Origin of the sequence: Kitasatospora aureofaciens (genome assembly GCF_001188955.3) — a bacterium.
In the GTDB taxonomy this organism is placed as follows: domain Bacteria; phylum Actinomycetota; class Actinomycetes; order Streptomycetales; family Streptomycetaceae; genus Kitasatospora; species Kitasatospora aureofaciens.
In genome coordinates this window covers 55602-69357 of the sequence record NZ_JPRF03000043.1, presented here as the reverse complement: position 1 = coordinate 69357, position 13756 = coordinate 55602, and the positions used below count along the sequence as shown (strand labels likewise).

11 protein-coding genes and 1 pseudogene are annotated in these 13756 nt (G+C 73.4%); 4 read left to right on the top strand and 8 right to left on the bottom strand.

The features are described from left to right. Positions 1-13 precede the first annotated feature (13 nt). The 5 genes from argJ to HS99_RS26545 all read right to left on the bottom strand — a co-directional run bounded on the left by argJ (position 14) and on the right by HS99_RS26545 (position 6735). Positions 14-1195 carry a bifunctional glutamate N-acetyltransferase/amino-acid acetyltransferase ArgJ gene (gene argJ / locus HS99_RS26565; protein WP_030554724.1) on the bottom strand — a complete coding sequence of 394 codons (1182 nt, stop codon included), beginning with the start codon at positions 1193-1195 and terminating at the stop codon, positions 14-16. 233 nt (positions 1196-1428) lie between these two features. Next, complete coding sequence (cs1, locus tag HS99_RS26560; protein WP_030554726.1) at positions 1429-2403, bottom strand: clavaminate synthase Cs1; 975 nt, start codon at positions 2401-2403, stop codon at positions 1429-1431. Then, positions 2400-3350, bottom strand: a complete 951-nt coding sequence (speB, locus tag HS99_RS26555; protein ID WP_030554728.1) for an agmatinase — start codon at positions 3348-3350, stop codon at positions 2400-2402. The genes cs1 and speB overlap by 4 nt, the downstream gene beginning before the upstream one ends. Positions 3351-3445: 95 nt before the next feature. Next, the gene (locus HS99_RS26550; protein WP_030554730.1) at positions 3446-5017 is read right to left on the bottom strand and encodes an asparagine synthase-related protein; all 1572 of its coding nucleotides are present in this window, start codon (positions 5015-5017) and stop codon (positions 3446-3448) included. Positions 5018-5019: 2 nt separating this feature from the next. Beyond that, positions 5020-6735: a thiamine pyrophosphate-binding protein gene (locus HS99_RS26545; protein WP_030554732.1), complete on the bottom strand. Its 1716-nt coding sequence runs from the start codon at positions 6733-6735 to the stop codon at positions 5020-5022. A gap of 392 nt (positions 6736-7127) precedes the next feature. Between HS99_RS26545 and HS99_RS26540 the strand changes: the two genes are divergently transcribed. The 4 genes from HS99_RS26540 to HS99_RS26525 all read left to right on the top strand — a co-directional run bounded on the left by HS99_RS26540 (position 7128) and on the right by HS99_RS26525 (position 10771). Continuing rightward, positions 7128-8171, top strand: a complete 1044-nt coding sequence (locus HS99_RS26540; RefSeq protein ID WP_043389669.1) for an aldo/keto reductase — start codon at positions 7128-7130, stop codon at positions 8169-8171. A 206-nt stretch (positions 8172-8377) separates the two neighbouring features. Next, positions 8378-8833: a nuclear transport factor 2 family protein gene (locus tag HS99_RS26535; RefSeq protein WP_030554735.1), complete on the top strand. Its 456-nt coding sequence runs from the start codon at positions 8378-8380 to the stop codon at positions 8831-8833. Positions 8834-8959: 126 nt separating this feature from the next. Continuing rightward, on the top strand, positions 8960-10159 hold the full coding sequence (locus HS99_RS26530) for a PLP-dependent aminotransferase family protein (protein ID WP_030554738.1): 1200 nt from the start codon (positions 8960-8962) through the stop codon (positions 10157-10159). 105 nt (positions 10160-10264) lie between these two features. Further along, positions 10265-10771, top strand: a complete 507-nt coding sequence (locus tag HS99_RS26525) for a flavin reductase family protein (protein ID WP_043389671.1) — start codon at positions 10265-10267, stop codon at positions 10769-10771. Between the two features lie 122 nt (positions 10772-10893). Here HS99_RS26525 and thpR read toward each other — a convergent pair whose 3' ends face one another. The 3 genes and pseudogenes from thpR to HS99_RS26510 form a co-directional block, all read right to left on the bottom strand. Continuing rightward, a complete protein-coding gene (gene thpR, locus HS99_RS26520; protein WP_043389679.1) occupies positions 10894-11439 on the bottom strand; it encodes an RNA 2',3'-cyclic phosphodiesterase in 546 nt (181 codons plus the stop codon). Between the two features lie 519 nt (positions 11440-11958). Continuing rightward, positions 11959-12543: a DinB family protein gene (locus HS99_RS26515; RefSeq protein ID WP_030554742.1), complete on the bottom strand. Its 585-nt coding sequence runs from the start codon at positions 12541-12543 to the stop codon at positions 11959-11961. A 528-nt stretch (positions 12544-13071) separates the two neighbouring features. Continuing rightward, positions 13072-13444 (bottom strand): annotated as a pseudogene (locus tag HS99_RS26510) (dihydrofolate reductase family protein); the annotation flags it as partial. Positions 13445-13756 lie beyond the last annotated feature (312 nt).

Genomic DNA, 13756 nt, shown 5'->3' with positions numbered 1-13756 from the left:
CGGCCGGGGGGGATCAGGTCGAGTAGTCGGCGTTGAGCCGCACGTAGCCCTCGGTCAGGTCGCAGCCGTAGACGGTGAAGGCACCGGCGGCGATGCCGAGGTCGATCCCGATGACCACCTCGGGGCCCTGCATCTGCTTGGCGACGGCGGCGCGCAGCTCGCCTTCCCCCTCGGCGCCGCGCCCGCTCGGCGGGTAGACCTCGACGTCGCCGAAGCGGATGGTGACCTTCTCCTGGTCGACGTCCGTGTCGTCGGAGCACTTGCCGATCGCCATCGCGACCCGGCCCCAGTTCGGGTCGCCGCCGTGCACGGCGGTCTTCACCAGCGGGGAGTTGACCACGGCCTTGCCGATCCGCTTGGCCTGCGCGGTGTCCCGCGCGCCCGAGACCTGGACCTCGATGAGCTTGCCGGCGCCCTCGCCGTCGCTCGCGATGTCCTTGACCAGGGCGAGCGCCACGTCGTACAGCGCCTGTTCGAAGGCGGCCGGGTCGACGGCGCCGGCCAGGCCGTTGGCGAACAGCGCGGCGGTGTCGCTGGTGGAGGTGTCGGTGTCGATGCTGACCGCGTTGAACGTCCGGTCCATCACCCGGCGGAAGATCCGGTCCTGCTCCTCGGGGTCGAGCAGCGCGTCGGTGGCGAAGAAGGTCAGCAGGGTGGCCATGTCGGGCTCGATCATCCCGACGCCCTTGGCGATGCCGATCACCACGGCGTCGCCGACCCGGGCGCGGGCGGTCTTGGGCCGGGTGTCGGTGGTCATGATGGACCGCGCGGCGCGGTCGAAGCCGCCCTCGGGCAGCGGGCCGGTCATCGTCCCGATGTGGTCGAGGATCCCGGCCATCGGGTACTGGCGGCCGATCACACCGGTCGAGGCGATCAGCAGTTCGTCCTCGGCGAGGCCGAGCGCCCGCGCCGTGGCGGCGCGGACCTCGCGGGCGTTCGCCTCGCCCTGGGCGCCGGTGGCGACGTTCGCGTTGCGGGCCAGCACGACGACGCCCCGGGCGCTGCGGTCCGCGGCGGCGGCCCGGCTGAGGGTGACGCTGGGGCCGGCGAAGCGGGAACGGGTGAAGACCGCGCTGACCACGGCCGGTCGGGTCGAGACCAGGACGGTGAAGTCGTCCCGCCCGTCGTCACCCAGTCCGACCGGCGCGGTGTGCACCGCGAACCCCCGTGGCTCGTCCGCTGCGATTTCGGTCATGGTCCATCGTCTCCCGAGAGGCCAGGTGCACCGGCGTGCCGACACGCCGGTGCGGTGTCCGGTCGATCCCATCATGTGCGGTCTGTCAGGTCGAGTCGGCGCGGTGCCGACCGGCGATGCCCGGCCAACTCGTCCGCGCCGGGCGGGCGTACGGCCGGAGGGCCCGCAGGCGGCCGACGACGGTCGGTCCTGCGGGCCCTCCGGGCCGAACGGCGGGTCGGGGGCGCGGCGGGTCAGGGGCGCGGGGTGAAGTCGACGACGTCACCGGCCCGTTCGCCGCCCGACAGGGCGCCGCCGCGGTCGGTGCGGATGTAGACCCGGTGCAGCCAGCGGTCCTTGCCGTCCCAGCGCGGGGTGAACGGCGTCCGGGCGTGGGTGGTCCGGAAGTTGTCGATGATCAGGACGTCCCCGGGGACGAGGTGCACGGCCTCCGTGACCTCGTCCAGCGCCTTGGAGAGCGCGGCGACGGCCTCGACGTCCCGGGGGTCCTCGGGCGCGAGCAGTTCGCGGTCGTAGCCGAGGAACGGGTCGGCCGGGTCCCCGTACAGCGGGCGGACGTTGGCGATCGCGCCCGGGTCCTCCTCGCCGCCGCGGAAGGCCACGTCCACGCAGCAGGGCACCGGCCGGTCGTACAGGTGGGCGCGGAACTCGGCGGGCACCAGCGGCAGCGCGTTGCGGATCGAGCCGACCAGGGTGGCGGCCTTGCGCTCATGGTCGGCCCGGGAGCAGGCGAGCATCACGTAGTCGGGCTGCAGCACGTGGTACGCCATCTCGGTGTGGAACTCCAGCAGCGTCTCGGAGGTCTCCGAGGACAGGTGGTGGGCGCCGGGCGACGGGTACACGTCGTGGTAGACGGTGGCGGAGCGCAGCTCCCGGTAGCCGGTGTGCAGGCCGAGCCGGCGCCCGACGATGCCGAGCATGGCCTCCATGAACAGCAGGGGGCGGTCCGCCGGCGCGGGGGTGCTGCTCGGGGTGGCGGGCAGCGCGTCGTCGGCCTCCACCGGCAGGCCGCGCAGCAGGAGGTAGCCGTCGGTGCTGCCGCGGCTGTTGAAGTCGTCCAGTGCCGCGGCCAGGCCGGCGGGGAGGTCGGCGGCCGCAGCGTGCGCGGTGTCGAGGAAGGCGGGCAGGTCCTCGCGCGGGATCTGCGGCAGCCGGGCGGCGAGCGCCCGCAGGGCGGCCGCGTGCTCGGAGCAGTCCAGGACGGTCACGGGGTGGTCCTCTCTCGGGTGTGGGCGCGGGCGTACTGGTACAGGAGTTCCGCGCCGATTTCGGTGGCCAGGACGGAGGTGATGCCGCCGTGGTCGTAGAGCGGGGAGACCTCCATGACGTCGAAGCCGACGGGTGAGAGGTCGCCGATCCCGCGCAGCAGCGCCAGCACCTCGCGGGAGGTCGGGCCGCCCGGGGCGGGGGTGCCGGTGCCGGGGGCGAAGGCCGGGTCGACCACGTCGACGTCGACGGAGACGTACAGGGGCGCGTCGCCGACGAGTTCGCGCACCAGGCGGGCGGTCGCGGCGGGGCCGCGTTCGCAGAAGTCGTCGGAGGTGACGATCCGCACGCCGTGGCCGCGGGCGTAGTCCAGCGAGTCGGGCTGCGGGTTGTGGCCCCGGATCCCGATCTGGACCATGCGCTGCGGGTCGACGAGCTTCTCCTCGATGGCGTGCCGGAACGGCGTGCCGTGGTGGTACTCGCCGCCGTAGAACGCCGGGTTGGTGTCCGAGTGCGCGTCCAGGTGCAGGACGGCGACCGGCCCGTGCTTGGCAGCGACGGCGCGCAGCGCGGCGAGCGTCAGCGAGTGGTCGCCGCCGAGCATCAGGAAGGCGCCGTTGTCGTCCAGCAGTTCGGTCAGCCGCTGCTGGGCGTGCTCCATGGCGATGTGCATGTTGAACGGGGTGAGGTCGATGTCCCCCGCGTCCACGCAGCTGATCAGGTCGAAGGTGCCGGGCCCGCGGTCGATGCCGACGCCGTGGATGAGCCCGGACTCGTTGCGTATCGCGCGGGGCCCGAAGCGGGCACCGGGACGGTAGCTGGTGCCGCCGTCGTACGGTGCGCCGATGACCACGACGTCCCGGCCGTGCGGGTCGGGGTCGTGCGGCAGGCGCATGAATGTGGGGATCTGCGCGTACCGGGGGGAGACCTTGATGTCGATGCGCTCCACGCGGTTCTCGCTCCTCTCTGTCGTGCTGCTGCGGTCGGCGCCGGGGGTGCCGCTGGTGCGTCCGGTGCCCCGGCCGGGCCTGCGGCGGGCGGGCGTCACGGGTGGGCCGGCAGTGCGTCGTGCTCCAAGGCGTCGGCGACCAGCTGCACCACGTCGGCGGTGGCCACCTCGTCGGGGTGCCGGCCGTCGACGACGACCCGGTCGAACAGGTGTTGGACGACGAGCTCCTTGGCCCGGTGCACCCGGTCCCCGGGCACCCCGGCGTCGGTCAGCAGCCGGCTGAACGAGCTGGTGGTGCCCGAGCCCTCGTGCACGCCGAGCTTGGGGCGGGTGACGGTCTCGTGCGGGAGCAGGTCCGTCATGGCCGCGCGGAGCACCCACTTGTCCCGGCCGTGGCGCCGCTTGAGCCCGGACTCCAGCGACACCAGCAGGTCCAGCACCTCGCGGTCCCAGAACGGGTGGGTCGACCAGTGCCCGGCGATCCCGGACAGCACCGGCGTCATCTCGTTCAGGCCGTCGAAGGTGGCCATGTCGTGGGCGAGGGCGGTGTCCAGGGCCGGGAGCCGGTTCTCCCGGTGCATGCCGCCGAGCGGGATGTCGGCGCCGTAGCCGGTGAGGATGCGCCGCCCGGGGCCCTCCAGGCGCAGGTACAGGGCGGTCAGCGGCAACAGGTACTCGATGATGTCCGGGTCGAGTGACTCGGCGGCCCAGACCGCGTGCGGGAGCCGGCGCAGCAGGTCGTCGGTGTGGACGGTCAGCTCCCGGTGGGCGGAGCCGAGGTGTTCGGCGACCACCCTGGCCTGCGGGAACTCGTCGGCGAGGTCGGTGCCCATCGACACGGTGTCGACGGGCCCGGTCCGGTGGTGGGCGGTCAGTGCGGCGACGCTGGAGGAGTCGATGCCGCCGGAGAGCACCACCAGCGGGGTGTCCGGGCCGGTGCGGGCGCGGACGGCGCGGTCCAGGGCGAGCCGAACGGCCTCGGTGGCCTCCTGTTCGGCCATGATCCGGCGGGCCGGCGTGGGCGCCCAGGTGCGGTGGTCGGTGCAGTCCGCGGTGGCCACCCCGATCTCCAGGACGGTCCCGGCGGGCACCTGGTGGGTGCCGGGCAGCCGGCGGACCCGGCGCGCGGCCGTGATCCGCCGGCCGACCGGCGCGGTCCGCAGGGCCTTCGCCTCGGTCGCCGCGAGGACGGTCCCGGGGACGGCGCTCACGTACAGCGGCACGGAGCCGGCGTGGTCGGTGGCCAGCAGCACCCGGCCGCCGTCCGCGACCACGGCCGCGAACCGCCCGTTGAGCAGCCGGAACGCGTGCAGGTCGTAGGTGTCGACGAGGGCGAGCAGCAGGTCCGCGTCGGTGACCGGCCCGGCCTGCGCGCCGAGCAGGGTGAGCAGCTCGTCCCGGTTGTAGAGCTCCCCGGCGAGCAGCACCGTGCGGCCCCGCCGGTGGGCGTGGGCGGCGTCGGGTGCGCCGGAGTGCAGCAGGACGGCGTCCAGGCCCGGTCCGCCCGGTCGGGCCTTGATGACGGCGCGCGGGCCGGCGGAGGCGAACACCGCCCCGGGGGCGGCGGGGTCCGCTCCCCGGGGGGCGGGGAACGCCCCGGGGGACCTGCCGCCGTCGCACTGGACGGCGGCCAGGAACCCGGTGGCGGCGGGCAGTGTCGACGCCATCGTCAGATGCTCAGCGCGCCGAAGCCGCCGGTCGTGAAGTCGTAGTTCACCGGCACCTCGATCAGGAACGGCCGGCCGAGCGCGGCGCCCTTGCGCAGCGCGGCGAGCAGCTCCTCCCGGGTGGTCGCCTTGACGGCCTCCACGCCGTTGGCGCGGGCGAGGTCGACGAAGTCGACGCCGGTGAACTTGACCACCGGGTCGTGCGAGCGGTGGTGGCCGAGGTTCTGGTACAGCTCGATCAGGCCGTTGGTGTCGTTGTTGACGACGACGGTGACGATCGGCAGGTTGAGCCGGGCGACGGTCTCCAGGTCGGCGCTGTTGGAGTGGAAGCCGCCGTCGCCGGCGATCAGGAAGGTGGGCTGCCCGGGGCGGGCGAGCTGGGCGCCCATCGCCGCCGGGATGCCGTAGCCGAAGCTGGAGCAGCCCGCCGAGGTGAGGAAGCCGAACGGCTGGTCCGCGCGGGCGAACAGCACACCGTAGTGCCGGAAGAAGCCGATGTCGGAGACGATCGTGCCCTCGCCCGGCTCGGCGGTCTCCGCCATCACGGTGTTCATCGAGTCGATCACCTGGTGGACGCGCATGCCGTCCTGGTAGCGCTCGGTGTCGGCGAGGAACTCCGCGATCCGCTCGCGCAGCGGGGTGATGTCGTGCGGGGTCTTCGCCGGGACGTCGGCTGTCCGCTCCTCGAGGTGCTGCACGAAGGCGAGCACGTCGGTGACGACGTCGACGTCCGGCCGGTAGACCCGCGGGATCGGGTTGACGGTGGGCGACACCCGCACGGTGGTCTTGGCGCCGCCGCGCTGCCACATCGACGGACGCAGGTCCTCCGCGTAGTCGTAGCCGAGGGTGAGGATGACGTCGGCCGGGCCGAACAGCGTCTCCAGCGCCGGGAACGACAGGATGCCGTCCATGTAGCCGGTGACGGCGCCGTAGTTGAGGGCATGGCCGTGCGGCAGCACTCCCTTGGCGATGTACGTGGTGATGACCGGGATGTTCAGCCGCTCGGCGAGCGCGCGGACGGCCGGGATGGCACCGGAGCGGATCGCGGCGGCGCCGACCACCAGCACCGGGTGCTGCGCCGACGCGACCAGCTCCGCCGCCTGCTCGGCGGCGTCCTGCCAGCCGTCCTGCACCGCGCCGACCGGCTTGGCGGGGGTCCGGGCGGCGGGGTGGACCAGCGTGGTGTCGATGTCGCTGCCGAGCAGGTCGACGGGCAGCGAGATGAAGCTCGGGCCGACCGGCTCGGTCATCGCGGCGGCGACCGCGGAGTCGACCAGGTCGGTGATGTCGTCGGGCCGCTGGAGCTCCACCGCGTACTTGGTCATCGGGCGCATCACCGCGACCGAGTCCAGGCACTGGTGGGTGTCGTTGGGAAAGATGTCGTGCGACTCGGACTGCGCCGCCAGCGCGATCACCGGGGAGCGGTCGAGGACCGAGGTGGCCACCCCGGTGGACAAGTTGGTCATGCCCGGCCCCAGGGTGGCCCAGCAGGCCTGCGGCCGGCCGGAGATCCGGGCCAGGACGTCGGCCGCCACCCCGGCCGTGAACTCGTGGCGGGTCAGCACGAAGTCGACGCCCTCGACCTCGTCGAAGAGGATCGAGGCGGCCTCGCGGCCGACCACGCCGAAGACCGTCTGCACCCCGTGGTCGCGCAGCCGCTGCAGCAGCGCGTGGGCGGTCGTCGGGTTGGTGCTCGGGCTCTTGGACACACGGGACATGGCAGCTCCTCAGGCACGAAGGGGGTATCGGTGCGGGCGCCGGAGGGCCGGCGCCGGAAGGCGGCGTGCCGCCGGGACTCGACCGGCCGGGACGCCGCGTCTCGACTCTGCGGCCAGGGGCTTGCAGGCGCATGGACGATCGCCTTGGCGCTGCGGCACCCGCTGCCCACCGGGCCGGGCGGCGGGTGGTCAGCGAATCGTCAAGTGGCCTGCGGGGCGGCTGTTGTGACGCCCCGAGGACGGCGCTACCGTGCTGGGGTCGGGCCTGCCGGGGCCGGCGGGGCTCGCGCGCCCACGCCTCGATCGCCCCGATGGCCCGGGTCGCCCCCGGTCGCCCTTGCCACCCGGGGCCCGCCCGTTCCCGTGCGTCTCCCCTTCACCGGAGGTCAGCCATGCCGTCAGCCGTGCCCGCGCCCGGTTCCGTCGTCCCGCCGCCCGCGGGCCCGTCACCGGCCGGTCTGCCGGCGCGCGAGCTGCGCGGTCTGCGGGTGTCCGCGCTGGGGCTGGGCTGCCTGCCCACCACCGCGTTCTACGGGCGGCCCGACGAGAAGGAGGCCGTCGCCACGATCCGGGCCGCCCTCGATGCCGGCGTCACACTGCTCGACACCGCCGACGTCCAGGGGCTGGGCGCCGGCGAGGAGTTGCTCGGTCGGGCGCTCGCGGGCCGCCGCGACGAGGTGGTGCTGGCGACCAAGTTCGGCATGGTGCGCTCCCCGGACGGCGCCTTCCGGGGCCTGCGGGGGGACCGGGCCTACGTCCGCGCCGCGTGCGAGCGCTCGCTGCGGCGGCTGGGCGCCGACCACATCGACCTCTACTACCAGCACTGGATCGACCCGGCCGTGCCGGTGGAGGAGACCGCCGGTGCGGTGGCCGACCTGGTAGCGGAGGGCAAGGTCCGGCACTTCGGCCTCTCCGAGCCGTCGGCGGCGACCCTCCGGCGGGCCGACGCGGTGTTCCCGGTGACGGCGGTGCAGAGCGAGTGGAGCCTGTGGACCCGCGACCTCGAAGCCGAAGTGCTGCCCGTCTGCCGCGACCTGGGCATCGGCGTGGTCGCCTACGCCCCGCTCGGCCGCGGCTTCCTGACCGGCGCGATCCGCACCACCGCCGACCTGGCCGCCGAGGATTTCCGCCGCTCCCAGCCGCGGTTCAGCCCCGAGGGCCTGGCCGGCAACCGGCCGCTGCTGCACCGGCTGCAGCCGGTCGCCGACCGGCTCGGGCTCACCCTCGCCCAGCTGGCCCTGGCCTGGGTGCAGCACCGCGGCCGGGACGTGGTCGCCATCCCGGGCACCGGGCGGCGCACCCATCTCGCGGAGAACCTGGCGGTCGCCGCGGTCGAGCTCACCGAGCAGGACCTCGCCGAGGTGGCCGAGGCGGCGGCCGTACCGGTCCACGGGGCGCGCTACGCACCGAACCTGCTGGCCATGACCGGGAACTGAGCCGCGCCGGGGCCCGGGGAACGGCACTTGAAAAGCGCTGGACGGCCGGACGCCAAGGATGGTCCAAGCAAGCGCTGCCACGGTGGGACCAGGCCGGCGGCGGCCCGCTCGACGGCCGTCACGGGCCGGGCCCGTCCCCCCGGCGGGCGCCCACCCCCCCTCGACGGGCACCAGCCCCGCGGGCCCGGACTCTCGGAGGACCCTCCATGCCCACGGCAGCCACGGACATGACGGACGAGCAGCGCAAGGCGTTCGTCACCGCCTACCTCAAGGCCTTCGACAACGGCGGCACCGGCCACGACGGCACCCCGGTGCTCGACTTCTTCGCCGAGGACGCCGACTTCTTCTTCCCCAAGTGGGGCCTGGCGCACGGCAAGCCGGAGATCGCGAAGATGTTCGGCGACCTCGGCGGCTCCATCACGTCGGTCCGCCACCACACCTGGGCCTTCACCTGGGTCCTCTCCGGAACGGACCTTCTCGCGGTGGAGGGCACCACGCACGGCGAGCACCGGGACGGCCCCTGGCGGGTCGGGCAGCCCGAGTGGGGCGCCGGCCGGTTCTGCGGCGTCTTCGAGGTCCGCGACCACCTGATCCACCGCGCCTTCATCTACCTGGACCCCGACTACGCCGGCGGGGACACCGCCCGCTACCCCTGGCTCTGACCCAAACGCGCCCGCTTCCCCGTACCGCACCGCACCGCCGCGTGCACCGCGTCAACCGCGCCGCCGCGTGCGCCGTCCCCCCGGTGCACCGCACCCGCCCGCCCACCGCACCGCCCGAGGAGCATCATGGACGTCCTGGCCGCCCTGGAACGCAAGCACAGCCTGAACCTGTTCCCGATCGAGAACCGGCTGTCGCCACGAGCCGCCGCGGCGCTGGCCAGCGACGCGGTCAACCGGTACCCGTACTCCGAGACCGACGTGGCCGTCTACGGCGACGTCAGCGACCTGAACGCGGTGTACGACCACTGCGTCTCCCTCACCAAGGAGTTCTACGGCGCCCGCCACGCCTACGTGCAGTTCCTGTCCGGCCTGCACACCATGCACACCGTGCTCACCGCGGTCACACCCCCCGGCGGCCGGGTCATGGTGATCGCCCCGGAGGACGGCGGCCACTACGCCACCGTGACGATCTGCCAGGGCTTCGGCTACTGGGTCGAGTACGTGCCGTTCGACCGGCAGACCCTGGAGATCGACTACACCGCGCTGGCCGAGCGGACGGCCGAACACCCCGCCGACGTCATCTACCTGGACGCGTCCACCGTGCTGCGGATGCCGGACGCCCGGGCGCTGCGCGCCGCCGCCCCCGGCGCGGTGCTCTGCCTGGACGCCTCGCACCTGCTGGGCCTGCTGCCCGCCGCGCCCGGGACCCTCGTGCTGGACGGCGGGTTCGACAGCATCTCCGGCAGCACCCACAAGACCCTGCCCGGCCCGCAGAAGGGCCTGCTGGTCACCAACAGCGACGCCATCGCCGAACAGGTGGGCGCCAGGATCCCGTTCACCGCGTCGAGCTCCCACTCGGCGAGCGTCGGCAGCCTGGCGATCACCCTGGAGGAGCTGCTGCCGCACCGGGGGGACTACGCACGCCAGGTGATCGCCAACGCGCGCGAACTGGCCCGGCAGCTGGCGGCCCGCGGCTTCGACGTGGCAGGCGAGGCGTTCGGCTTCACCGACACGCACCAGGTCTGGGTGCACCACCCCGAGGGCAACACCCCGCACGAGTGGGGCCGACTGCTCACCGCGACCGACATCCGCACCACCACGGTGGTGCTGCCCAGCACCGCCCGCTCCGGACTGCGGCTCGGCACCCAGGAGTTGACCCGCTGGGGCATGAAGGAGGACGACATGACCACGGTGGCCGAGCTGCTCGCCCGGCTGCTGCTGCGCGGCGAGCAGTCCCGGTCGGTGGCCGCTGACGTCCGGGACCTGGCCCGGTCCTTCCCCGGGGTCGCCTTCGCGGACCGGCCCGCACCGCTGGCCGTGGCCTGACGCACCGCACCGGCCGCGGGCACGGGTGGGGGTGAGGCGGGGCCGCGGGGACGAGCCGGTCGGCACGTCCCCGCGGCGACCCGGGAGGGAAGGAGCACTGCTGACATGTCCGATTCCACCCTGAGCGGAGCACGGGTCTGCGCCGACCGGTTCCGGTCGGTGCTCAGCCACTACCCCACCGGGGTGGTGCTGGTGACCGCACCGCCGCCGGCCCCGGCGCAGCCACCGCCCGCGATGATCGTCGGCACCTTCACCTCGGTGTCGCTGGACCCGCGCCTGGTGGGCTTCCTGCCCGCCAAGTCCTCGACCAGCTGGCCGCGGATCCGCGCGGCCGGCCGGTTCTGCGTCAACGTGCTGGCCGCGGACCAGCAGCAGGTGTGTCGGGGGTTCGCGGCCCGCGACCCGGCCCGCTGGGAGGTGCCATACCGGCTGACCCCGGCCGGCTGCCCCGCGCTGGTCGACGCGCTCGCCTGGCTGGACTGCGAGCCGGCGGGCGAGGTGGAGGCGGGCGACCACTGGTTCGTCACCGCCACCGTCCGCGACCTCGCCGTCCAGCGGACCGGCCCGCCGCTGGTCTTCCTGCGGGGCGACTACGGCCGCTGCGTCGCCTGACCCGGGCCGCCGGCCACCCCTCCGACCGCCTGCCGACGTCGGGCGGGCGCGGCCGGTCACTGCCCGGCGCCGTTGCCCCCGGCCCGGACCCCGACGCCGAAGCGCCACGCCTCGATGTCGCGCTAGCGGATCGGCCCGGGCCCGCGGCCGATGTTGCTGCCGACCAGGTGGAGCCGCTCCGCCGGCCACCGCCGGCCCACGAAGTCGGCGAGCCCGGGCGCGGCCTGCGGCACGCTGGTGGAGTCGTCGCGGCGGGAGCGCGCCAGCGTCAGGTGGGGCCGCAGCGGGCGCTCGCCGAACTCGATTCCGCAGGACCGGACCAGGGCCCGGACGTCGGCCGCGAGCTGGTGCAGCCCGTCGAGGTCCCCGTCGATCCCGCTCCACAGCAGCCGCTCGTCGAAGTGGCCGCCCCCGCGCAGGCCCAGCTGCAGGGCGGGGTGCGACGCCGCCTGGCGGGCCAGCACCGGTTGCAGCAGCGGCACCGCCGTCGAGGGCAGTTCACCGAGGAAGGCCAGGGTGACGTGCCAGTCCTCGATCCGGTTCCATCGCAGCCGCGGGTACGCGGCGTACGCGGGCTTCAGGGCGGCGGCGAGCTCGTCCTTGGCCTCGTCGGGCGGAGCCAGCGCCACGAACACACGCAGGGTCGAGGGCGCGGGGTCATGGTTCACCAGGCCGATCCCGGTGCCGCTGGCGAAGGGGAGTCCGGGCGCGGCTTACCCGTTCGCGTGGTCGGTGCGGGTGGATCGACGGCACGCCCGCGACGTTCGAGGCGGTCGTCGATCCGATCCGTCTCGCCGATGACCTGGCCGGCTTCGTCGCCGCGTTGCGGAGCATCGACGCCTCGCGAGGGCCGCAGCCCGGCTAGCACAACTGGTTCCGTGGAGCGACGCTGCGCACCTACGAGGCGCAGGCGCTCGGTGCGCTGGAGGAACTGCGCGGCCACATCGACGTCGCGCCGGCACATGAGTTGTGGGCTCGGGCGCTCGAGGCGCGGTGGGACGGGACCGACGTCTGGTTCCACGGCGACCTTGCCAAGGGGAATCGGCCACTGGCTCGCCCAACCGGCAGGACGGTCACGTTCCTCATGCCCGGTGAACTCGCCAGCACCAGCAAGGTCACGCGCGGGTGCACAGCCAGGAATGGATCAGCACCCGTGACCGGCATCATGGCGCTATGCGAGACAATCTCTACGCCTTGATTGGCGCGGCCGCCCTGGCTGCCTGCTCGATCTTCGCGCGGTAGGCTGCCCGGGCTTCCTCGTCGATTTTCTTTTCGTGTTCGGGGCGCATCCCGGTGCGGCCGTCGAGGCCCTCGCGCAGGATGTCGGCGTGCCCAGCGTGCCGGTTGGACTCGCCGAGGACGTGGACCATGATGGCGAATAGGTTCGTGTTGGAATAGGGCTCCGGCCACCACGGCACGTGGCCGGGGGCGTCGAGGGGAAGCTCGTTGATCGTCGCATCCGAGTGTTCCCACGTGCGCCGGTAGAACCCGATGATCTGATCGCGGGTCTCGTCCTCGGTCGCCCACAGATCGCTGCCGTCGGAGTCCTGCCACCGGGGCAGCGGTTCCGGGGAAGGGCGGTCGAAGACCTCACCGAAGTACCTGGCCTCGACGGTGGCCACGTGCTTGACCAGGCCGAGGAGGTTGGTCCCGGTCGCTGTCAGGGGTCGGCGGGCGTCGTATTCGGACAAGCCGTCGAGTTTCCAGAGCAGCGCCTCGCGGTCCCGCCGCAGTCTCCCGTGCAGGTTGCCCTTCGCGAATTCATCGATCATGCGGCATGAGCCTGCCATGGGCTGCTCGCGGCCTCAAGATCCCGTACATGGTCCGCAACGACCCCCCGGACCGCTAAGGCTCGTATGCGCAATCTATCGATAGGTCACAGTCATAGCTGTGTCCGGCCCGTCGGCTGCCGGTGAGTTTCGCCCCGCACGGCTGGTGATTTTCGCCTCGCCGAAACTCCCCGTCGCAGGCCAGGGGCGCGACTGCGATCCGTGTTGCAGTCGCAATTGCACTCAGGTCCGGCCGCCGGCCGCGTGCTGCGACTGGCGGCCCCGCGACCGCCGGCTGCCGGTGAGTTCCGCCCCCGGCGCCTGGTGAGTTTCGCCCCGCTGAAACTCCCCGTCGCAGGTCAGAGCCTGTACGATCCCCGTCGCACCCTGCGAGCCCGTCCTGTCAGGCCGTCCTGCAGAACGGCCGGCCGGTTGCAGCGCTGCACGATGGTGGCGCTGCAACCGGCTGCTACCCGAGCAGCGCTGCACGCTGCTATTCCGAGCAGCGCGGTGCAGCGCTGCGTCAGCTGGTTAGTTGTCGGCGGGGCCGTAGACGGTATACAGCACACCGGTGGTGAAGGCGGTGTTCTTCAGGAGCCTGAGCCGGATCGGGTCGGCGGTCTCGTCGAACAGGCGCAGGCCCTTGCCGATCGCGATCGGATGGACGTACAGGTGCAGTTCGTCGATCAGCCCTGCGGCCAGCAGCGCACGCACCACCGAGATCGAGCCCGATATCGCGATCGGGCCGCCGCTGTCCTGCTTCAGCGCGGTGACGGCCTCGATGAGGTCGCCCTTGAGCTGCGCGGAGTTGCGCCAGGTGAACTCCAGCTTTGAGGTGGGAGACGACGATCTTGCGGGCGTCGCCGAGGGCCTTGGTCATCGGGGCGTCCTCGCCGCCGGCGGCCATTCCGCCGATGAGTCGCGCACCGTCGGGCAGTCCCAAGAGGTGTGAAGACTCTGCTGCTTCCCATGCCCCCGGCCGTCCGGGGTGAAGGTATTGCCCTGCTTATCCCAATGCGCCGGCTGGCGCTCACCGGCCGGCCTCCACCGCGCCGAGCAGGACGCCACCGCCCCGGCAAGGGAGGGTGCCTTTGACGCCTGCGGCAGGTGGAAGGGAGCGAGTGGATCGGGGGCATGGGCCGGGAGGTCTGGGGTAGCCGGGTGTTGCGGGCGGGACGGCGGCGCGCGGGTTTTCCCCCGGACATCGCGCGCCGCC